At 72.9% G+C, this 20975-nt stretch carries 20 protein-coding genes; 6 read left to right on the forward strand and 14 right to left on the reverse strand.

Going from position 1 to position 20975, the window contains the following annotated elements:
- The first annotated feature begins 78 nt into the window (after nt 1–78).
- The 4 genes from ACIF6L_RS01475 (at nt 79) to ACIF6L_RS01490 (ending at nt 3651) form a co-directional block, all read left to right on the forward strand.
- On the forward strand, nt 79–474 hold the full coding sequence (locus ACIF6L_RS01475) for a PLD nuclease N-terminal domain-containing protein (RefSeq protein WP_359803335.1): 396 nt from the start codon (nt 79–81) through the stop codon (nt 472–474).
- Between the two features lie 441 nt (nt 475–915).
- Entirely contained in the window at nt 916–2517 is a 1602-nt protein-coding gene (locus tag ACIF6L_RS01480; protein ID WP_329488246.1) for an acyl-CoA carboxylase subunit beta, read from the forward strand.
- 60 nt (nt 2518–2577) lie between these two features.
- Complete coding sequence (locus tag ACIF6L_RS01485) at nt 2578–2790, forward strand: acyl-CoA carboxylase epsilon subunit (protein ID WP_329488248.1); 213 nt, start codon at nt 2578–2580, stop codon at nt 2788–2790.
- A 237-nt stretch (nt 2791–3027) separates the two neighbouring features.
- On the forward strand, nt 3028–3651 hold the full coding sequence (locus tag ACIF6L_RS01490) for a ScbR family autoregulator-binding transcription factor (protein ID WP_329488249.1): 624 nt from the start codon (nt 3028–3030) through the stop codon (nt 3649–3651).
- A 33-nt stretch (nt 3652–3684) separates the two neighbouring features.
- Here ACIF6L_RS01490 and ACIF6L_RS01495 read toward each other — a convergent pair whose 3' ends face one another.
- On the reverse strand, nt 3685–4290 hold the full coding sequence (locus ACIF6L_RS01495) for a ScbR family autoregulator-binding transcription factor (RefSeq protein ID WP_396485740.1): 606 nt from the start codon (nt 4288–4290) through the stop codon (nt 3685–3687).
- A gap of 350 nt (nt 4291–4640) precedes the next feature.
- Here ACIF6L_RS01495 and ACIF6L_RS01500 point away from each other — a divergent pair, with 350 nt between their 5' ends.
- Nucleotides 4641–5693, forward strand: coding sequence for a ScbA/BarX family gamma-butyrolactone biosynthesis protein (locus tag ACIF6L_RS01500; RefSeq protein ID WP_359834857.1), 1053 nt, complete (start codon nt 4641–4643; stop codon nt 5691–5693).
- 55 nt (nt 5694–5748) lie between these two features.
- On the opposite strand, the gene ACIF6L_RS01505 is transcribed toward ACIF6L_RS01500, so the two are convergent.
- The 7 genes from ACIF6L_RS01505 to hemL all read right to left on the reverse strand — a co-directional run bounded on the left by ACIF6L_RS01505 (nt 5749) and on the right by hemL (nt 12773).
- Nucleotides 5749–6153, reverse strand: a complete 405-nt coding sequence (locus ACIF6L_RS01505) for a hypothetical protein (RefSeq protein WP_329488253.1) — start codon at nt 6151–6153, stop codon at nt 5749–5751.
- A gap of 123 nt (nt 6154–6276) precedes the next feature.
- On the reverse strand, nt 6277–7410 hold the full coding sequence (gene ccsB / locus ACIF6L_RS01510) for a c-type cytochrome biogenesis protein CcsB (protein ID WP_329488254.1): 1134 nt from the start codon (nt 7408–7410) through the stop codon (nt 6277–6279).
- A 3-nt stretch (nt 7411–7413) separates the two neighbouring features.
- Nucleotides 7414–9240, reverse strand: a complete 1827-nt coding sequence (locus ACIF6L_RS01515) for a cytochrome c biogenesis protein ResB (protein WP_396485743.1) — start codon at nt 9238–9240, stop codon at nt 7414–7416.
- 2 nt (nt 9241–9242) lie between these two features.
- Nucleotides 9243–10016, reverse strand: coding sequence for a cytochrome c biogenesis protein CcdA (locus tag ACIF6L_RS01520; protein ID WP_329488256.1), 774 nt, complete (start codon nt 10014–10016; stop codon nt 9243–9245).
- Nucleotides 10013–10621, reverse strand: a complete 609-nt coding sequence (locus tag ACIF6L_RS01525; RefSeq protein ID WP_329488257.1) for a TlpA disulfide reductase family protein — start codon at nt 10619–10621, stop codon at nt 10013–10015. Before ACIF6L_RS01525 ends, ACIF6L_RS01520 begins: the two co-directional genes overlap by 4 nt.
- Nucleotides 10622–10731: 110 nt before the next feature.
- Nucleotides 10732–11379 (reverse strand): histidine phosphatase family protein, encoded by a 648-nt coding sequence (locus ACIF6L_RS01530; RefSeq protein WP_329492147.1) that lies wholly within the window; start codon nt 11377–11379, stop codon nt 10732–10734.
- Between the two features lie 62 nt (nt 11380–11441).
- A complete protein-coding gene (hemL, locus tag ACIF6L_RS01535; RefSeq protein ID WP_352286241.1) occupies nt 11442–12773 on the reverse strand; it encodes a glutamate-1-semialdehyde 2,1-aminomutase in 1332 nt (443 codons plus the stop codon).
- A gap of 291 nt (nt 12774–13064) precedes the next feature.
- Here hemL and ACIF6L_RS01540 point away from each other — a divergent pair, with 291 nt between their 5' ends.
- Nucleotides 13065–13694: a hypothetical protein gene (locus ACIF6L_RS01540; RefSeq protein ID WP_380383597.1), complete on the forward strand. Its 630-nt coding sequence runs from the start codon at nt 13065–13067 to the stop codon at nt 13692–13694.
- Between the two features lie 73 nt (nt 13695–13767).
- Here the strand turns inward: ACIF6L_RS01540 and ACIF6L_RS01545 are convergent, their stop codons facing one another.
- The 6 genes from ACIF6L_RS01545 to ACIF6L_RS01570 all read right to left on the reverse strand — a co-directional run bounded on the left by ACIF6L_RS01545 (nt 13768) and on the right by ACIF6L_RS01570 (nt 20904).
- Nucleotides 13768–14715, reverse strand: a complete 948-nt coding sequence (locus tag ACIF6L_RS01545; protein WP_359805092.1) for an EamA family transporter — start codon at nt 14713–14715, stop codon at nt 13768–13770.
- A 190-nt stretch (nt 14716–14905) separates the two neighbouring features.
- Nucleotides 14906–16126 carry an acetyl-CoA carboxylase biotin carboxylase subunit family protein gene (locus tag ACIF6L_RS01550; protein ID WP_396485746.1) on the reverse strand — a complete coding sequence of 407 codons (1221 nt, stop codon included), beginning with the start codon at nt 16124–16126 and terminating at the stop codon, nt 14906–14908.
- Nucleotides 16127–16192: 66 nt separating this feature from the next.
- Nucleotides 16193–17533, reverse strand: coding sequence for a hypothetical protein (locus ACIF6L_RS01555; protein ID WP_329488269.1), 1341 nt, complete (start codon nt 17531–17533; stop codon nt 16193–16195).
- Nucleotides 17534–17676: 143 nt separating this feature from the next.
- Nucleotides 17677–18417 (reverse strand): GNAT family N-acetyltransferase, encoded by a 741-nt coding sequence (locus tag ACIF6L_RS01560; protein ID WP_359805098.1) that lies wholly within the window; start codon nt 18415–18417, stop codon nt 17677–17679.
- Nucleotides 18414–19655 (reverse strand): acetyl-CoA carboxylase biotin carboxylase subunit family protein, encoded by a 1242-nt coding sequence (locus ACIF6L_RS01565; RefSeq protein WP_396485749.1) that lies wholly within the window; start codon nt 19653–19655, stop codon nt 18414–18416. Before ACIF6L_RS01565 ends, ACIF6L_RS01560 begins: the two co-directional genes overlap by 4 nt.
- Nucleotides 19648–20904, reverse strand: a complete 1257-nt coding sequence (locus ACIF6L_RS01570; RefSeq protein ID WP_359834866.1) for an ATP-grasp domain-containing protein — start codon at nt 20902–20904, stop codon at nt 19648–19650. Before ACIF6L_RS01570 ends, ACIF6L_RS01565 begins: the two co-directional genes overlap by 8 nt.
- Between the last annotated feature and the right edge of the window lie 71 nt (nt 20905–20975).

Consider the following 20975-nt stretch of genomic DNA (forward strand, 5'->3'; position numbering starts at 1 on the left):
GTCAAGGGCCCCCGTGAAGCCGTCCACCGCTTCCGGGCCGCCCGCCGCAAACCGCCGTCGCCGGGGGAGATCGCCGCCGTGCTGAGGATCCTGACCTTCGTACTCCCGCTCGCCCTCTGGGTGTGGGCGTTCATCGACTGCCTGACCACGCCCGAGGACGAGGTGAAGCACCTGCCCAAGGTGGTCTGGGTGATCATCGTGCTGCTCTTCCCGCTGGTCGGCTCGATCGCCTGGCTGGTGGCCGGCAAGCGGCGCGGCGCGGCGGTGGCCGGCGGCCCCGGCGGCTCCCCGGAGTACGAGCGCCCGCGCGGCGGCCGGCCGCTCGCGCCGGACGACGACCCCGAGTTCCTCGCCTCGTTGAAGAAGGACGACAAGAAGCACGAGGACATGCTCAAGCAGTGGGAGGCCGATCTGCGCCGCCGCGAGGAGGAGCTGCGCGGCAAGGACGAGCCGGAGGACGGCCGGAAGAGCTGACCCGGCTACCCCGGACAGCCCAGCCGGACCGGTTCCGGGTGGGCTGCGGTGTTTTTGGCGCATCCCTACGAGTGGCGGACGCCCCGACCCGCTGCGCCGCGCCGGCCGCGACCGCCCGGCGGCCGTCGCCGGCCCTCTGCGGAGTGCCCCGCCCGGCCCCTCGGCGCACGCCCCTGACCTGCACGTTCCCTCATGTTCAGATCATCTTCCGGAAGCCGTGACGACGGCTTCGGGTAATCGAACGGACACCTACCGTACACAGTCCCACCGACCGGTTTCTGTGCAGCCCTGACATCTAAACGGACCCGACCTTGTACGGAATCGACGCCGAAACCAGCGTGCGGCCCCTCGTACAGTCATAAGTGAAGAAAGTGATTCGCAGCCGGGGGCACAGCAGACGTTGGCTGTCGGACAGTTCCCTCACCCTTGGAGTGGTTCGAGATGACGGTTGTGCATGAGGCGCCGGTCGGCGACGAGATCCCCGAGATCGCGGCCGACGCCCACGGGCGGGTCGCCGAGCTGCACGAACTGCGCGACCAGGTCCGCCGCGGCCCGAGCGAGAAGGCCACTGAGGCCCAGCACGCCAAGGGCAAGCTGACCGCACGCGAGCGCATCGAGCTGCTGCTCGACGAGGGCTCGTTCCGCGAGGTGGAGCCGCTGCGCCGGCACCGCGCCCAGGGCTTCGGCCTGGAGGCCAAGAAGCCGCACACCGACGGCGTGGTCGTCGGCTGGGGCACCGTGCACGGGCGGACCGTCTTCACCTACGCCCACGACTTCCGGATCTTCGGCGGCGCCCTGGGCGAGGCCCACGCGCAGAAGATCCACAAGATCATGGACATGGCCATCGCGGCCGGTGCCCCGCTGGTCTCGCTGAACGACGGCGCCGGCGCCCGCATCCAGGAGGGCGTCACCGCCCTGGCCGGCTACGGCGGCATCTTCCAGCGCAACACCCGGGCCTCCGGGGTCATCCCGCAGATCTCGGTGATGCTCGGCCCGTGCGCCGGCGGCGCCGCGTACTCCCCGGCCCTGACCGACTTCATCTTCATGGTCCGCGAGACCTCGCAGATGTTCATCACCGGCCCGGACGTGGTCCAGGCGGTGACCGGCGAGAAGATCACCCAGAACGGCCTCGGCGGCGCCGACGTCCACTCCGCGGTCTCCGGCGTCTCGCACTTCGCGTACGACGACGAGCAGTCCTGCATCGAGGAGGTCCGCTACCTCCTCTCGCTGCTGCCGCAGAACAACCGCGAGATGCCGCCGACGGTCGTCAGCGACGACCCGGTGGACCGCCGCAACGACGTGCTGCTCGACCTGGTGCCGGCCGACGGCAACCGCCCGTACGACATGCGCAAGGTGATCGAGGAGATCGTCGACCACGGCGAGTACCTGGAGGTCCACGAGCGCTGGGCCACCAACGTGCTCTGCGTGCTCGCCCGGATCGACGGCCACGTCACCGGCATCATCGCCAACCAGCCCCAGTCGCTGGCCGGCGTGCTGGACATCAACGCGAGCGAGAAGGCCGCGCGCTTCGTCCAGATGTGCGACGCCTTCAACATCCCGCTGGTCACCATGCTCGACGTGCCCGGCTTCCTGCCCGGCGTCGACCAGGAGCACGACGGCATCATCCGGCACGGCGCCAAGCTCCTCTACGCCTACTGCAACGCCACCGTGCCGCGCATCCAGCTCATCCTGCGCAAGGCCTACGGCGGCGCGTACATCGTGATGGACTCCCGCTCGATCGGCGCGGACCTCTCGTTCGCCTGGCCGACCAACGAGATCGCCGTCATGGGCGCCGAGGGCGCCGCCAACGTGATCTTCCGCCGGGACATCAACGGCGCCGAGGACCCCGAGGCGATGCGGGCGCAGAAGATCAAGGAATACAAGAACGAACTGATGCACCCGTACTACGCGGCCGAGCGCGGCCTCGTGGACGACGTCATCGACCCGGCCGAGACCCGCCAGGTCCTGGCCTCCTCGCTGGCCATGCTGCGGACGAAGCACGCGGACCTGCCGTCCCGCAAGCACGGCAACCCGCCGATGTAGCACCGCGGTTACCACGCCACCGACCACACACCACACTTGCGCCGGGGGAGAAACCGAATCATGACCGCTTCCGCCGAACCTCTCGTCCGTATCGTCCGCGGCTCCCTCGACGACGAGGAACTCGCCGCCCTGACCGCCGTCCTGCTGGCCCGCGCCGCGGCCGCTCAGCAGGCCGCGGCCGCCGCCGCCCCGATCGAGCCGATCGCCAGCTGGCAGCGCCTGGAGCGCCGCCCGGCGTACTACTCGCCGGTCAGCTGGCAGCAGGCCGCCTGACGGCCCGACACGCCCGCCCGACGGCCGGCCACCCTCCCCGGGTGGCCGGCCGTCGGCGTACCGGGGCCCCGCTCACCGGGCGTCCCGGCCCGGACGGACCCGTCCCGGCCCCGGACGGTCCCGGTCAAGCCCGGGGCGGCTCGGTAGAATACCTACTGGACGGTATGTGATCTCCGCGCCGTCGCGGCCCTAGGATCAGCCGCTGCCGGAGCGTGCGAACTACCCAGGGAGGCTGCGATGGCCAGGCAGGCCCGGGCACTGGCGACCCGCCAGGCGGTGCTCCTCGCCGCGGCCGAAGTCTTCGACGAACGCGGCTACGCCGCGGCCACCATGGCGGACATCCTGGAGCGGGCCGGCGTCACCAAGGGGGCGCTGTACTTCCACTTCCACTCCAAGGAGGAGCTGGCGCTGGCCGTGATCGAGGGCCAGGCCGACTGGCTCGCCACCTGGCGGCCGACCTCCGACAGCCCGGTGCAGACCCTGATCGACCTGGGGTACGCCTTCGCCCACGCCCTGCTGGACGATCCGCTGGTGCGCGGCAGCATCCGGCTGACGATCGAGCACGGCAGCTTCACCCAGCCGCAGATCGAGGCCTACCAGGGCTGGTCGGACGCGGCACGCGCGCTGCTGGAGCAGGCCCGGGAGGCCGGCGACCTGCACCCGGGCCTGGACGTCGCGGCGGCGGCCGGGGTGATCACCGGGGCGGTGACCGGGATCCAGCTGAGCTCCCAGGTGCTGGCCGGCCGCCGGGACCTCCTCCAGCGGATGACCGACCTCTGGACGCTGCTGCTGCCGGGCCTGGTCCAGCCGCACGCGCTCGCCCGGCTCAGCGTGGCCGAGCGGGGCGCGGGCGGCGGCTGATCCGGCGGCGGCCGCCGATCGCGGGGTGCGGCGCTACGGCGCGCAGGTCCGGTAGGCGGCGCAGCGGTTCCCCGGGACCAGCGCGGGCAGCGCCGCTCCCCACAGGCTCCGCACCGCCTCCGGGCGGAGCCGGTCGGCGTCCTCGGGGGCGAGCAGCACCAGCCCCGCCGCCAGGGTGGTGAGCAGTTCGGCGGCCGGGCGCGGGTCCAGTCCCGGGCGCAGCTCGCCGGCCGCCGCCGCGCGCTCCAGCAGCCGCCGGACCACGGCGGTCAGGCTGTGCCAGGCGTCCGAGCCGCCCCGGGCGCCCTGGCCGAGCTGGACTCCGGCCCGGACCACGACGTCCTCGCGGAGCAGCCGGGACAGTTCGTGCGTGAAGTCGATCAGGCCCTGGATGGCCGGTGCGCCACCGCGCAGGGCGCGGAGCGCGGCCGAGCCGATCTCGCGCCCGGCCGCGGCCCGGACGCCGTCGGCGAGTGCCTGCTTGGAGACGAAGTGGAAGTAGAGCGCGCCCTTGCTGACGCCCGCCCGGCGGCTGATGTCGATCAGGCTGGCGGACTCGAACCCCGCGTCCGCGAAGGTGACCGCCGCGGCGAGCAGGACGGCCTGCCTGGTCCGACCCGCGCGTTCCTGCTTGACCACTCGGCCCCTCCGGCCTCGGCGCCGGCGAGATCGCGGCTCGCCCGGCTGCTCTCAGGGCGTCGTCGTCGATGGTGCGACGCCTCGCATGCGGACGGGCCATCCCAAACCGCATGGTTGGTATCTAATCTAGCCCCTCGCTCGACGCCGCCATCCAGGGGGGATCGGCGCCCGTCCGGGGCGCGGACTTCTTCCCCTCGGCACGTTCCCGCAGTCCAGCCCGCGGGTACCGTGATCACGCGGAGTGCTCGGCAACGACGACCCCGCCAGTAGTGCGCAAACCGGGTGGTCTGTATGTTTTACCGAGGCCGTCTGCGCGGCCGGTCGGCCGAGACCCGGGAGTGGGGCCAGTCATGCCATTGATCGTAGATCCGGACGCCGGCATCCCCTATGCCCACCCCGGTCCCGGCTACGACTTCCACGAGCGGACCGTCTCCCGGCACCTGGTCCACCGCTCCTGCGTCTCCGACGTCCTCATCACGGGCTGGCAGTCGGCCGGCCCCTACGACTTCCTGCTGGGCGCCCAATGGCCGCGGCTGCACGGCTTCTACCGGCTGCCGGACGACCGGCACCACGACCCGCTGCTGATGGCCGAGACCGTCCGCCAGGCCGGTCTGCTGATCGGCCACGTCGGCTTCGGCGTGCCGCGCGGCCACCACTTCACGCTGGACGAACTCTGCTTCACGCTCGGCCCGGCCGGGCTGGACGGGCTCGCCGTGGGCGCCGGACCGGCCTCGCTGATGCTCAAGGTCGGCTGCCAGGACGTCCGGATGCGGCACGGCCGACCGGCCTCGCTGCGGGTGCACGTCGAGGTCGAGCGGGACGGCCGTCCGGTCGGCCACGGCTCCGGAGAGCTACGAGTGCACTCCCCCGCCGCCTACGCCCGGCTGCGCGGTCCGGGGCCCCGGCCGGTGCCTCCCCGGCTGTCCGGCGCGCCCCCGATGCGGGCCGCGGCGCTGTCCGCGCCGACCGCGCCCGAACTCGTCGGCCGCGAGCGGTCCGCCGACGTGGTGCTCGGCGCGTCCCCCGCGCCGGACAGCTGGCTGCTGCGGGTGGACCCCGGCCACCCGGTGCTGTTCGACCCGGCGGCAGACCACGTCCCCGGGATGCTGGTGCTGGAGGCCGCCCGGCAGGCCGCCCAGCGGCTGCGGCACCCCGAGCCGGTGGTGCCGGTCGAGCTGCTGTCCTCGTTCGACCGCTTCATCGAGCTGGACCGGCCCTGCCTGGTGCGGGCCGTCCGGGAGAGCGGCGCGGACGGCCGGCGGGTACCGGTCCGGGTCCAGCTGGTCCAGGACGGCCGGACGGCGGCCGAGTGCCGGCTGCTGACCGAGCCGGCCCGGCAGGAGGCCCGGGACACCCGCCCCGCCGGCTCCGGACGCGCGAGGGGCCTGCCGCTCGCCAGCTGACCCCGGACCGGTGTCCGGGGCCGGCGGGCGGCCGGCAGGCCCCTCGTCCGCACCCTCAGGCGGCCACCAGCGCCGCGGGGCGGCCGGCGTGCATCACGCTGAGGTTGGCGGCCAGCCTGGTCGGGTCCTGGGCCAGCCAGAGCCGCAGCGCGGCGCCCAGCATGGCGCTGGCCGAGCCGATCCGCACCTGCGTCACCTGGGCGATCCGGGCCGCCCCCGGCACCAGCAGATCGGCCAGCGGCGTCGGCAGCCAGACGGTCAGCGCGCACGGCGCGGGGGCCGTCAGGGCGCCCAGCAGCCGGTAGGCGTCCGCCTGCGAGCTGAGCGTCGGAATGATGTCCAGCAGGCCGTCGGCCACGACCTCGGACACGTCGCTGCGGTGCCCCTGGGCGAGTCTGCGGAGCAGCGTGCGCTCGGCGGCGGTGATTCGGACGGTCAGCATGACCTCGTCGCACTCCATTGCGCGATTTCCTCCTCGGTTCCTCCCCGTGCCGGACCGGGTGGCCGGCACGAACTACCCCTGTCGCACCACGGCCCGGCTTCCTTGGTCGGAGCGCCGGGCCGGTGGGTGGTGCAGCCCCGGTCAGAGCCCCGCGTACGAGTGCTTGCCGGTGACGAAGATGTTCACGCCGTAGTAGTTGAACAGGTAGCAGGCGAAGGCCAGCACCGCGAGGTACGCGGCCTTGCGGCCCCGCCAGCCCGCCGTGGCGCGGGCGTGCAGGTAGCAGGCGTAGGCGACCCAGGTGATGAACGACCAGGTCTCCTTCGGGTCCCACTCCCAGTACTTGCCCCAGGCGGCCTCGGCCCAGATCGCGCCCGCGATGATGGTGAAGGTCCAGAGCGGGAAGACCAGGGCGTTGATCCGGTAGGACAGCTTGTCGAGCGTGGAGGCGGCGGGCAGCCGGCGCCAGATCGACGGCGAGGTGCCGAGCGGGCCCTTGGCCAGGCCGGCCGCCATCCGCTTGTCGAAGGAGTCCTTGCCGAGGTACAGCAGGGTCGCGATGAACGCCGCGTACAGGGCGCCGCCGCAGATGATCGCGGTGGAGACGTGGATCGCCAGCCAGTACGAGTGGAGCGCCGGGACGAGCTGCTCGGACTCGGTGTACAACACCGAGACGGCGATGCCGAGGGTCAGCAGCACCGCCAGGGTGACCGGCAGGCCGAGCCAGCGGACCGGCTTCTTCGTCAGCAGCAGGCCGAGGAAGGCCACCGTCATGGCGAGCGCGAAGGCGCAGGAGAACTCGTACATGTTGCCCCACGGCCAGCGTGAGACCGAGAGGCCGCGGGTGACCACGCCGCCCGCGTGCAGCATGGCGCCGAGCACCGTGAGCGAGATCGCGATCCGGCCCGACAGGTCGGCCTTCTCGCTGGTGCCGGCCGCGCCCGGGCCGTCGACCTCGCCGTCGCCGCGCCCGCTGGTGACCACCGTCGCGCCCTCGCCCGCCAGCGCGGTGCGGGTGAGCGTGGTGGTGCCGCCGCCGGCCGAGGCGACCGTGACGGTCACCTTCTTGCCGCTCCCGGCCGCGGGCGCGGCCTCGGCGACGGTCTCGGCCAGGCCCGCCTGCGCGGACGAACGGACGGCGACGGCTCCCTTGGAACCGAACGTCCACTCGAACATGTAGGCGAACATGGCGATCAGGTAGACGGCCATGGCCGAGTAGATCAGCTTGTTGGACAGGTCGGCCAGCTGTGGGTCGACCGCCGAGGCGAGATGCACCGTCTACTCCTTGGAGTTCTGGTCGGCAGGGACTGCGGGGTCTGCGGGTGCCGAGGGCTCGGGGGCCGCTGCGGCCCCGGCGGGCTCGGCGGGCTCGGCGGGCTCGGCGGGTTGATCGGGCTCGGCGGCCTCGGCGGCCCCGGCGGGTTCATCCGGCCGGTGGGGACCGGTCGCGCCGGAGTCCGGCTCGTCGGCCGCCGGAGCGTCGTCCTGGAGGTCGACCGCCAGCTCGGCCAGCTCCTCGGCGGTCTTCGCCGACTCGCTGCGGCCCAGCCCGGCCAGCTCGACCAGGGTGCCGCCACCGGGCAGCGCCACCGCGCGCACCCAGATCCGCCGGCGCTGCACGAAGAGCGAGCCGATCAGGCCGAGGATCGCCAGCACGCCGCCGGTCAGGGCGATCGCGTTGCCCGGGCGGTGCGAGACGTTGAAGCTGGCCCACTGCTTGTAGCCCTCGAAGGTGACGCTTCCGTAGCCGTCCGGCAGGTCCCACGCCTGGCCCGGCTTCAGCCGGACCTTGGCGATCTTGCCGTCCTGCTGCAGCTGCGTCAGGTTCTTGGTGTTGAGCTGGTAGACGTTCTGCGGCAGGCCGGAGTCGGTGCCGAGGTCGCCCGCGAAGGCGTTCAGCACCAGCGCCGGGTCGGCGTCGCCGGGGAAGAGCGAGCGCGGACCGGTGTTGGCGTCGAAGGCCACCGGGGCGGTCGGCAGGAAGAAGCCGGAGAAGCCCATCTGGGTCCGCTTGCCGTCCTTCTCGCCGTAGTCGGAGACCTTGATGACGCCGGTGGAGGTCAGGTTGGGGTCCTGCGGCAGGAACGGCGTGGCACCGGTGTAGACCACCGTCCCGGCGGCGTTGCGCACGGTGACCACCGGGGCGTAGCCGTGGCCGATCAGGTAGACCTTGCTGCCGCCGATCTCCAGCGGGTGGTTGACCTCGATCGAGCCCTGCTTCAGCTTCGACGCGTCGCTGCCGGAGTAGTACTCGACGTTCGCGGTGAACTCCCGGGCGGCGCCGATCTGGTCGCCCTTGGTCTGGAAGCGCGAGGTGAAGTCGTTGAGCTTCAGGTAGAACGGGTCGAGGTCCTGGGAGCCGTAGAACCGCGAGCCGGTGAAGTCGTCGAGCTGGGTGATCGTGTTGGAGTAGCCCTCGCCGGCGACCATCAGCTTGCCGCCGGTGCCGCTGGCCAGGCTCGCCCAGGCGAAGCCGCCGAGCAGCGCGAACAGCGACAGGTGGAAGACCAGGTTGCCGACCTCGCGCAGGTAGCCCTTCTCGGCGGCCACCGCGCCGCCGGCCAGGTTCGCCCGGAACCGGCGGCGCCGCAGCAGCCGGTGCGCGGCGGCGTTCACCTCCCGGGCGTCCGCCTCGGTGCGCCAGGCCGCGTAGACCGGCATCCGGGTCAGGTTGCGCGGCGCGGCCGGCGGCTGGGCACGCAGCACGCCGACGAACTGCCAGGTGCGCGGGACGATGCAGCCGGCCAGCGAGACGAACAGCAGGATGTAGATCGCCGAGAACCAGACCGAGCTGTAGACGTCGAACAGCTGGAGCTTCTGGTAGATCGGCGCGACCGTGGTGTGCCGGGCCTTCCAGGTCTCGACCTTGAACTCGTTCTGGCCGCTCTGCGGGATCAGCGAGCCCGGGATGGCGGCCAGCGAGAGCAGGAAGAGCAGGATCAGCGCGACCCGCATCGAGGTCAGCTGGCGCCACATCCAGCGCAGCCAGCCGAACGCCCCTATCCCGCCGGGGCCGTCCGACTCGACCGGGGCGCTGGTCAGCCGCTCGGCCGCGTCCTCGACCGCCTGGGGGGGCAGCTCGGTATCGGTCGTGGTCTTGCTCACGGTCAGATTCCGATCTGGAAGTCGGCGGTCCAGGACTGCAGTTCGTTCACCATCGAGTCCCAGACCCCGGTGACGAGCAGCAGACCGACCGCGACGAGCATGCCGCCGCCGATCCGCATGACGAGCGGGTAGTGCCGCTTGACCCAGCCGAAGGCGCCCAGGGCCCGGCGGAAGGCCACCGCGGCCACGACGAACGGTACGCCCAGGCCCAGGCAGTAGGCCGTCATCAGCAGCGCGGCGCGGCCGGCGTCGGCCTCGTTGAGCGCCAGGTTCTGGACGGCGGCCAGGGTCGGGCCGAGGCAGGGCGTCCAGCCGACGCCGAAGACCACGCCCAGCATCGGCGCGCCGAGCAGGCCGACCGCCGGGCGGCGGTGCGAGCGCACCTCGCGCATGCTCAGCCCGGGCACCAGGCCCATGAAGGCGAGGCCCATCACGATGGTCAGCGCGCCGAACACGATCGAGATGACCCGCCGGTGCTCCTGGAGGGTCGAGCCGAAGAAGCCGAACAGCGCGCCGGTGGAGACGAAGACGGCGGTGAAGCCGAGGATGAACAGCAGCACCCCGAGCAGCATCCGGCCGCGCCGGGCCCCGCGCGCGTCGGCGAGGTCGGCGGCCGAGAAGCCGGTGACGTAGGAGAGGTAGCCGGGCACCAGCGGCAGCACGCACGGCGAGAAGAACGACGCCAGACCGGCCACCAGCGCGATCGGCGCGGCCACCAGCAGCGCCCCGCTCTGGATGGTCCCGGTGGTGTCGGCGAGTTGGGCCGCGGCACTCACTGCTGCTGCTCCGCGAGGACCGGCTGGAGCATCGACTCCAGGCCGTCGTCCAGCTGGCCGCCGACGGCCCGGACGGCGAGCCTGCCCTCCCGGTCGACCACGATGGTGGTCGGCACGGACTGCGGGTTGAGGCTGCCCTTGGGGAACTTCAGCAGCTGCGTCCCGGCCGGGTCGTAGAGGCTCGGGTAGGTGACGCCCCGCTCCTGCTCGAAGCGGACGGCGTTGGTGATCTCCGGGTCCCGGGTGTTGATGCCGAGGAACTGGACGCCCTGGTCCTTGTACTTGTCCCAGATCCGCTGGAGGTCGTCCGCCTCGGCCCGGCAGGGCCCGCACCAGGAGCCCCAGACGTTGAGGACGACGACCTTGCCCCGGTAGTCCGAGAGCTTGACCGGGGTGCCCTCCAGGGTGGTGCCGGAGAGGTCGGGCGCGTCCTGGCGGTGCCCCACCGCGGCCTTGGAGATGTTGCTGCCCTTGGCCGAGACGAAGCCGATCTGGCCGTCACCGCTGGCCGACGAACCTGAGGAGCTGCAGCCGCTGAGGGCGAGCGCGGCAGCGGCGGCGGTGGCGGCGGCCGCTGCGGCGACACGGGGACGGGGGCGCGTCATGCCAGACATGTGAAAAGTTTCGCATGGAGTTGCGGGCAGGTTCGGGGGGGTCCGACATTCCGTGTCGAACCCCCTCTGACCTGCGGCTGGGCCAGACCACCCGACGGCGGTCAGGCGCCGAAGCTCTTACCCACCGGCTTGCTCTTCCCGCCCTTGCCGACCAGGTGCGCGGGCAGCAGGTCGCGGGCCGGCTCGCGGTAGCCGACCGACACGATCCGGTCGCCCTCGTAGGTGAAGCTGGTCAGCGAGGCCAGCGAGCACTGGCGGTTGCGCGGGTCGTGCCAGAGCCGGCGGCGCTCCACGAAGGAACGCACGATCCAGATCGGCAGCTGGTGGCTGACGCAGACCGCCTCGTGGCCGCGCGCGGCGTCCCGGGCGGCGGCCAGCGCGCCCATCATCCGCACCGCCTGCTCCAGGTACGGCTCGCCCCAGGACGGCTTGAACGGGTTGGTCAGGTACTTCCAGTAGCCCGGGTTCTTCAGCGAGCCGTCGCCGACCCCGAAGGTCTTGCCCTGGAAGATGTTGTCGGCCTCGATCAGCCGCTCGTCGACCGCGAGGTCCAGGCCGTGCGACTTGGCGATCGGCTCGGCGGTCTCCTGCGCCCGCTCCAGCGGGGACGCCACCACGTGGGTGATGTCCCGGCCGGCCAGGTCCTCGGCGACCCGGTCGGCCATCTGCCGGCCCAGCTCGGACAGCCGGTAGCCGGGCAGGCGGCCGTACAGGACGCCCTCCGGGTTGTGCACCTCGCCGTGTCGCATCAGGTGGACGACGGTGGTGTCGTTGGTGCTCACTTCTCAGTACTCCTGGTGGTCGGCCGCGGCTACGCGGGCTGGGCCTCGGCGGCCGCGCGGGCGGCGGCCGGCAGTGCGGCGGCGATCCGCTCGATCGCCCGCTCGTCGTGGGACGCCGAGACGAACCAGGACTCGAAGGCGGACGGCGGGAGGTAGACGCCCTCGGCGAGCATCGCGTGGAAGAAGGCGTTGAAGCGGAACGCCTCCTGGGTCCTCGCCTCGTCGTAGTTGGTCACCGCGGCCTCGGTGAAGAACACCGAGAACATGTTCCCGGCGGTCTGCAGCCGGTGCGCCACACCCTCCTTGGCCAGCGCGCCGGAGACCATCGCCGACAGCTCGGCGGCCACCCGGTCCACCGTGGCGTACACCTCGTCGGTGCAGCCGCGCAGCTGGGCCAGGCCCGCCGCGGTGGCGATCGGGTTCCCGGAGAGGGTACCGGCCTGGTAGACCGGACCGGCCGGGGCCAGGTGGCCCATGACGTCCGCGCGGCCGCCGAAGGCCGCCGCCGGGAAGCCGCCGCCCATCACCTTGCCGAAGGTGAGGAGGTCCGGCGCCCAGCCCTCGTGCGCCGCCTCCAGGCCGTACCAGCCCGCCTTGGAGACGCGGAAGCCCGTCATCACCTCGTCCGAGATGAACAGCGCGCCGTTCTCCCGGCAGAGCCGGGCCAGACCGCCGTTGAAGCCGGGCAGCGGCGGGACGACGCCCATGTTGCCGGGCGAGGCCTCGGTGATCACGCAGGCGATCTCGCCCGGGTGCGCCCGGAAGGCCTGCTCGACCGCGGCCAGGTCGTTGTACGGCAGCACGATGGTGTCGCCGGCCTGGGCGCCGGTGACGCCCGGGGTGTCCGGCAGGCCGAAGGTCGCGACGCCGGACCCGGCGGCGGCCAGCAGCGCGTCCACGTGACCGTGGTAGCAGCCGGCGAACTTCACGATCTTGGCCCGGCCGGTGAAGCCGCGGGCCAGCCGGATCGCGGACATGGTCGCCTCGGTGCCCGAGGAGACCAGCCGGACCTGCTCGACCGGGGCGATCCGGGCGACGATCTCCTCCGCCAGCTCGACCTCGCCCTGGCCGGGCGTGCCGAAGGAGGTGCCGTGCGCGACGGCCCGCTGCACGGCGTCGATCACCGCGGGGTGCGCGTGGCCGAGGATCATCGGGCCCCACGAGCACACCAGGTCGACGTACTCGCGGCCGTCCGCGTCGGTGAGGTAGGGGCCGCTGCCGGACACCATGAAGCGCGGCGTACCGCCGACCGCGCGGAAGGCGCGCACCGGGGAGTTCACGCCGCCGGGCGTGACGACCGAGGCGCGGTCGAAGAGCGACTGGGACTGGGGGGCTTCGTAGGGGTAGCTCACGGGAGACATGGTCTCAAATCGTGTCCTTCACCTCTGCATGTCGGACCTCATCATCTGGAACGATGATCCGGGTGACGAAGTCTGTACGGTTATCCGTACAACCGGGGGTCCTGGCGACCCCGGCTGCACGGACCAGTCAGACTGTGTACTCCGGGCGTGCGCAAGCTCCGGTGTTTCAGGGGTGTGAAGAGGACTGCCGCGTGCCATGACTGGGTACGGCGGCGCATGACGGGTAAGGAGCACGACCGGTGGGACGCCGGACGTGCGGGGGTCTGTCGATTCCGGCGAATTCCGGTGAGGATGGTCCGAGTGTCCGAGGCGCAGGACGGCTACGACGAGGCCGCGGGTGGCCCCCGCCGCCCCGCCGAGGCCGCACGCGGGGGTACGGGAGCGGGTACGGGGCGTGGCGGTCGCGGTGGCGAGAGGCGGGGTGAGGGACGCGTGGGGGTGACGTACAAGTACTTCGGCGCACCCGACCGCGCCACCGCCGCCAGAGTCCCCACCGCGCTCGGCCCCGGAGGGCTCGGCCTGGACGCGGGCGAGCTCGGCTCGCTGGGGCGGCTCGGCGACCTGATGGAGACCAGCGGCTCGCCCAACGGGCACCTCTCCACCAAGATCAAGCCGGAGACCATGAGCGCCATGGTCCTCACCGGCATCCAGGGCGTGCCGCTGCACCAGGTGCCGCCGCTGGAGCTGGTCGTGCTGCACCCCGACTACGCGGTGGTGCAGCTCCCGCAGAACGTCGTCGAACCGCTGCGCAAGGCCGACGAGACCGAACTCGGCGCCGCCGCGTTCATCTGGTCCACCGTGCCCGACCGCCGCGGCCCCCGGGACGCCTTCGTGATCTACAGCATGCTGCACGAGTGGCAGGACTTCGCCAACCGCCTCCACGACGCCGGGCACCAGCTGTACTGCCTGGTCTGGCCGTAGCCTCCCGCCGCCCGCACGCGCGTCCGCCCCGGGGCGGGTGCTCCGGGGCGGACGGTGGCGGGTTACCGGCCGGTCAGCCGGTGGCGGCCTTCTCCGGCGCGGGGACGACGGCCGCGTCGGATCCGGGGCCGGCGGGCGTCTCCGGGGTGCGCTCGCCGCGCCGCACGGCGCCGAGGCTGGCCGCGACCACACAGACGACGCCGGCGAGCTGGAGCAGGCTCATGGTCTGGTGCAGCAGCACGAAGCCGATCAGCGTGGCGAAGCCCGGCTCGAAGCTCAGCAGCGTCCCGAACGCGGCCGTGGTGAGCTTGCGCAGCGCCAGCATCTCCAGGACGTACGGCAGGACCGGCAGCAGCACCGCGGCCCCGGCCGCCCCGGCCACGATGCCCGGGGTGAGCACCGGCACGGCCTGCACCAGCCCGAAGGGCGCGGCGCACAGGGCCGCCACCGACAGCGAGATGGCCACCCCGTCGACGCCGGAGAACCGGTCGCCGACGCGCTGGGTGAAGATCACGTAGCCGCCGAGCGCCGCCCCGGACAGGGCCCCGAAGGCGAGCCCCACGAGGTCGACCGAGCCGTTCCACGGCTGGGTCAGCGCCAGCACGCCGCAGACCGCGAGCAGCGGCCAGATCACGTCGATCCGCCGGCGCAGGCCGGCCACGGCGACGGCGAGCGGCCCGAGGAACTCCAGCGCGCTGGAGACCCCGAGCGGGATCCGGGAGATGGCCACGAAGTAGGAGATCGTCATCAGCGCGCTGACCGCGCCGAGCGCGGCGGCGAGCAGGAGGTCCTGCCGGCTGCGCCCGCGCAGCCGGGGCCTGGCCCAGATCAGCATGATCGCGGCCGCGAAGGCGAGCCGCAGCGAGGCGGTGCCGAGCGGCCCCGCCGTCGGGAACATCCAGGTCGACACCGCGGCACCGGACTGGACGCAGATCATCGCGCCGACGGCGAGGGCGGCGGCGCCGTAGGTGCCCGGAAGTGCCTTCCGAGCACGGCCCGTCGTGGTGGTCGCTGGGGGCATGAGGTGGTGGTCCTTCCGCGGGTACTCGGCGCAGGTCTCGGGTCTCGGGTCTCGGATCCGGCCGTGGGGGGTGGCCCACGGCCGTCCGCCACGGCCACCGTACGCACGTCGCTGGCCTCCTGACAGGCCGTCGCGAGATGTACGGGCCGCGGCGGCCGGAGATCCGGGACACCGGGCGCCCGAGCCGGCGTCACATCGCGGCGGCTTCCACGGTCTCCGCCGAGACGGTGTAGCCCTTGAAGGTCTCGGTGATCGACTCCAGGACGTCCTCGGCGGTGGCGCCGCGGAACCGGAAGCGGCCGCCGACGTGCTCGTAGCCGTGCGCGACCGGCAGGACGTCGCCCACCTTGGCCAGCGACTCGGCGTACGGACCCGGCGTCCGCCCGACCATCGAGGTGATGTGGGTGAAGCGGCACGGCCGGGGCGCGGGCGCCGGCACCACCAGGAAGCCGGCGACGTCCTGGGTGTCCCAGTCGGGGCCCTCCTCCAGCGGCACCCCGAGCTGGAGGTGGAACGCCGCCTTCATCAGGTCGTACCCGTGCACCTCGCGCCAGAGGAACGGCGTCTCCGCGCCGCCGACCCGGGCACCGGTCTCCAGGAAGGAGCAGGTGGCCCCGGTCCCGGTCTCCTCCAGGAACAGCTCCAGGTGGAACGGGGTGGCCCGGTCGGTGAGGGCGCGCATGTACCGCTCGGTGGCCTCGCCGATGATCCGGTGCAGCTCCGGATCGGCCTCCTCGATCGAGCCGTAGAAGGTGCCCTGGGCGAAGTCCAGGCAGGTGTTGACGTAGCGCGAGCCGCGCCACACCAGCAGCCGCTCGCCGTCGAACACGCCGTCGACGTGGCAGATCGGGTGCGGGTTGCGCACCTGCGCCATGAGCTTCCAGCGGCCGAACTCGATCCGGTCGAGGTCCTCCGGGCCGGAGACCACCACGACGCCGGCGCTGCCGCTGCCGTCGCGCGGCTTCACCACGAGGTCCCAGCCGTGCTCGGCGGCGAAGGCGGTGATGTCCTCGGCCGCGGAGACCGCGGTGAAGGCCGGGATCGGCAGGCCGGCGGCGGCGATCCGCTCGCCCATGACGACCTTGTCGCGGAACGCGAGGACCTCGTCGAGCCGCATCCCCGGGAGCCCGAGCTCGGCCCGGACGACGGCGGCGTTCTCCAGGTCCTCCTCCTTCAGCGTGATGAGGCGGTCCGGCGTGCCGTGGCGCTCGGCGAGGCCGAGGACGGCGGCCCGCAGCTGCGCGAGGTCCTGGATGTCGTCCAGGGTCACGACCTCGGCCGCGCCCTCGGGGACGGCCCCGCGCCCGAGCGGGCTGGTGATGTACGTGACGGCACACCGCGTGTGGTCGAGGTAGGCCGCGTAGTCGGCGTAGGTGTCCTTCCAACGGTTCATCACGATGACGTGTGACATTCCGTGGTCTTCCGACGTTCTCACTTCACCCATCCTGATTCTGTACGGCGGTTCGGCGCGGACGGCTCAGTACGTCAGCACCGAGCCGGTGTGGACCTGGTCGATGGAGCGGTGCCCGATGACCTCGGTGGAACCGGCCGGGACGACCCGGGCCTGGGCACCGGCGTAGCCGTCCGGCTGGTAGAAGACGCCCCAGAGGGTCTGCCAGGGCCGCTCCTCGCCGGTGGCCGGGTCGACCATGGACTCGGTGCGCGGGACGACCCGCTCCTGCACCACGCAGCCCGCGGCCGCGCCCTCGGTGAGGGCCGTGCGCCAGGCGTCCTCGGCCGTCTCCCAGCCGGCGACGACGCCGTGCCCGCCGAAGAGGTTGTTGGGCTTGAGGATCAGGGTGTCGCGGCGGGCCATCAGGTCGTCCAGCCGGCCGGGGACCAGCAGGTCCTCGGCGCGCTGGAGGGACCTCGTCCAGGGCAGCGCGCGGTCGATGACCTGCCGCTCGGCGGCCGTGAAGCCGCTCGCGTAGTGCGGGTCGGAGAGCAGCGCCATGCAGCCCTTCTCGCCGAAGAGGTTGCTCTGCAGGGTGTGCCAGAGCAGCACCGTGCCCGCCTCGTGGGCCCGGAAGACCGGCTCCGCCAGCTCGACGAACGCCGGATCCTCCAGCAGCTGGTCGGTGTCGAAGGCGCGCCACACCACGTCGATGACGTGGCCGTCCAGCACCAGCCGGCCGTCCTTCACCTGGAGGTCGTCGAGCTCGCCGAGGTGGAGGTCCAGGCCGAGGCCGCGCATCACGCGGTGCACGTTGTACCAGGTGGCCGCGCCGAAGGTGTCCAGGCCGCCCGGGCCCTCGATGATCGCGACGACCGGCTCGCGGTCGCCCGCGACGGCCTTGGCGGCCTCCTTGATGGTGCGCACCGTCTCGCGGCCGGTGTGCACGTAGCCGAGGCCGTGCTCCTTCGCGAAGGCCGCGAAGGCGTCGATCTCCAGCAGGCCGCGCGGCACCTCGCCGGCCCAGTCCCAGCCGCCGAGGTCGCTGCCGATGCCGAACTCCAGCAGCTTGAACGCGTCGCCGTCGTGGTAGACGTCGGCGCGGCCGAAGACCACCGGGGTCTGGTGCGCGTGGCGGCGCATCAGCTCGGCGCGGGCGCCGTGTACGCCGACGGCGTCGAGGAAGCGGTCCAGGTCGCCGTCGAAGAGCCGGTCGGGCAGCGTGGTGAGCATGCCCAGCAGGGCCATCAGGTCGTCGGCGAACGCGCGGATCTCGCGCTCCTCGACGAAGTTGGGCCGCGGCGGGTAGGGGCGCTTCCAGGTCGGGATCGCCGGGTTCGCCGCCAGCGTCCGCATGACGTCGACCAGGCCGTTGCCCGGGATCTTGCAGGCGGCGTTGTACGCCTCGGTCACGCGGTTGGTCATCGTCTGTTCTCCGTCATCACGTTCTCCGTACTCGCTTCCGTACTCGCGTCCCGCACGGCCGCCCACGGGCGCCGGCCCCCCCGGTGCCGGCGCCCCTGGCCGCGGCCGCCCCCGTACCGGCCCCCGTGCCGGTCACGGTCCGCTCAGAGGTCGAGCACCAGATCGGTGACCGGCCGGGTGATGCAGAGCAGCACCTCGTCGTCCTCGGGGTCGACGCCCGGGTCGGTGTTGTAGCTGACGGTGCCGCGCTTGATCCGGACGGCACACGTCCCGCAGACCCCGGCCCAGCAGAGCGACTCGGGCTTCAGCCCGCCGCGCTGCGCGAACATCAGCAGCGCGGTGGAGGACGGCTCCCAGCGCAGCGTCCGGCCCGAGCGCTGGAACTCGATCTGGAGGTCGGCGATCCGGCCCAGGGTCTCCAGCGCGTCGTAGCCGCCGGCGGTGTCCCGGCGCAGCACGGTCGGCGACAGCTCGGTGAAGCCGAGCCCGGTGAACCACTCCCGGGCCTCCCCCGGCTCCACCCGGACCTCCGCCACCGGCTCGCCGCTGAGCATCAGCAGCACGGCCGCGACCAGGAGCCGGCCGAGGCCGATGCCCCGCCGGTCCGGCGCCACCGCCAGGTCGTACAGCTCGGCGCCCTCGTCGGTGCGGTGGACGCCGACGCAGGCGATCACCGTGCCGAGCTGCTCGATCAGGCAGAACTCCTCGATCCGCTCGGCGTGGAACGCCTCCGGCCGGACCGGCAGGGCGGCGCCCGCCGCCCCGGTCAGCTCGCGGACCGCCGCCAGGTGCGCGGGGCCGGCCCGGCGGATCTTCACCTCGTCGATGTCCGGCCCGCCCCGGGCGATCAGGATCCCGACCGGACTGGTGAGAGCAGAGGTCATCGGGCGTCCGGCCCCTCGTGCTCGACCACCAGCCGGTAGCGGTCCATCACGGCGAGCGCCGCGCGCCGCACGGCGGCGTGGTCGGTGCCGCGCAGCCGGAACCGGCCGCCGATGTGCTCGTACCCGCCGCTGCCGTCGAAGACGGTGCCGACGTCGGGGACGACCTCCGCGTACACCTCGTCGACGGTGCCCAGCAGCGAGCTGCGGGACACCACCGTGCTGGGGTACGGCCGCGGTTCGGGGATGCTGACCCAGCCGCCGGCCACCCCGTCGGGCAGCGCCTCGGCGGGCACCGCGGGCGGCAGGCCGAGGGTGGCCCGGAACGCCTCGGCGAACAGGTCGATGCCGAACAGGTCGCGGTGCACGAAGGGCACCTCCGCGCCGCCCGGGCGCAGACCGACCTCCAGGAAGACCAGCTCGCCGCCGGGCGTGTCGAAGAGCTCCAGGTGGAAGGGGCCGTCGACGAGGTCCAGCGCGTCCAGGCAGCCGCCGGTGAACTCGGTGACCCGGTCCAGCCGGGCGCCGGGGTCGAGCAGGACCGACCCGAGCGGCGTGCCGGTCAGGAAGTCCAGGCAGGTGTTGATGTACTCCGACGCGCTGACGAAGTGGAACTTGCCGTCCCGGCGGATCCCGTCCACGTGCAGGATCGCGCCCTCGACGTACTCCTCGCACTCGAAGCCTTCGAGCTCCGCGCCCTGCTCGACCAGCAGCGCGGCCAGCTCGGCCTCGTCGCGGACCAGCACCACACCGCGCGCCGACCAGCCGGCCCGGGGCTTGAGGATCAGCGGCAGCCCGACCTCGGCGGCGATCCCGGCGGCGGTGCTGCCCGCGTCCAGCCGGCAGAACCGCGGCACCCGCAGGCCCGCGCCACCGACGAGGTCCTTCATCCGGGCCTTGTCGCGGAAGGCCGTCACGAACTCCGGCCGCCAGCCCGGGACTCCGAGCTCCTCCCGCAGCTGCGCGGTGGAGAGCACGTCGTACTCCGAGGGGCCCACGATCGCGTCGAAGCCGCCGTGCAGCTCGGCGAGGCGGCGGGCGATCGGCAGCAGCGTCCCGATCTCCAGGTCGTCGACCACGACGAGGTCGAGGGCGCTCTCCTCGTCCAGGATCGGCAGGCCGCACGGCAGCGTGATGTACGCCAGCCGGCAGCTGCCCGGCTCCACGAACCGGTGGTACTCGCCGAACTCGTCGTCGAACCGGTTGACGACCAGGTACTGGGGGATGTCTCGACTAGACAAAGCGCACCTCGTCCCGGACGGCGTGCCAGCGCGTCGCGGCGTCCTCGTACGACTCGGCCTTGTAGACCACATGGCCGAGGAAGCAGCGGAAGTCCTCGGCCGGCGGGATCGGCTCCCCCGGCCGGACGTAGAGCTTCACCTCCAGGGTGTCCGGGTGGTCGCGCAACTCGTCCAGCCCCTCGATGTGCTGGTACCGCGTCAGCCCGTAGGCGGTGAAGCAGGCGATGCCCACGTACTTGGCGGTCGGCGCCGACTCGGCGCCGACCTCCTCGGCGGTCAGGCCGGTGTAGCCGGCGAGCATGATCCGCACCTGGGAGATCCCGGTGACGGCCTCCACCAGGTTCGGGATGCGGTGGCCGGCCAGCCGGGCGCCGAGCTCGATCAGGACCGGCTCCCCCGCCGGCAGCCGCAGCTCGCAGTGGAACGGTCCCCGGGTCACGCCGAGCGCCTCGCAGACACCGGCGACGTACGCGTCGATGGCCGCCCGGGCCTCCGGGGCCGCCGGGTGCGGCATGATCTGGCCGAGCTCCACGAAGTAGGGCTCCGGGCCGAGCATCTTGGTGGTGACCGCCAGGACGACGGCGCGGCCGTTCTCGACGTACCCCTCGACGCTGACCTCGGGTCCGTCCAGGTACTCCTCCAGCAGCACCGGGCCGTCCAGCACCCGGCCGAGGTCGGTGCGGTGGTCGGCGCGCAGGCTGCGGAAGGCGGCGAGGAGCTGCTCGGGCGAGTCGACGCGGCTGACGTGGATGCTGCCCGCGGACTCGGTGGGCTTGAGGACCGCCGGGTAGCCGACGTGGGCCGCGGCGGCGAGCAGCTCCCGCTCGTCGGTGGCCTCGGCGTGCCGGGGCACCCGCAGCCCGGCCGCCTCGACCAGGCGGCGCATGGTGGCCTTGTTGCGCAGCCCGCGCGCGGTGTCGGCCCGCAGGCCGGGCAGGCCAAGGGCCGGCGCCAGCCGCGCCACGGTGTCCACGTAGAACTCGAAGCCCGGCACGATGCCCGCCAGCGGGCGCTCGGCGTGGAGCGCGGCGGCGGCCTCGGCCAGCGCCTGCTCGTCGTTGGTGTCCACCACGACCAGGCGGTCGACGTGGGTGCGGGCCGCGTCCGGGAGGCGCCGGTCGTCGACGTCCGCCGACGCCACGACGGTCTCGAAACCGAGCGCGTGCGCCTCCGCGAGCAGGGCGACCCCTGACGAACTCGGCTCGACGATCAGGACGCGCCCGCGCGAGGCGGGCAGTTGTTCAGACATCAGTGTTCAACCCTCACGGACGGGTGCGCGACATGATCAGGGGCGGCCGGCACGGGCGCGGCGGGAGGCCG

The sequence above is a fragment of the Kitasatospora sp. NPDC086009 genome (genome assembly GCF_044540385.1).
Classification (GTDB): Bacteria; Actinomycetota; Actinomycetes; order Streptomycetales; family Streptomycetaceae; genus Kitasatospora.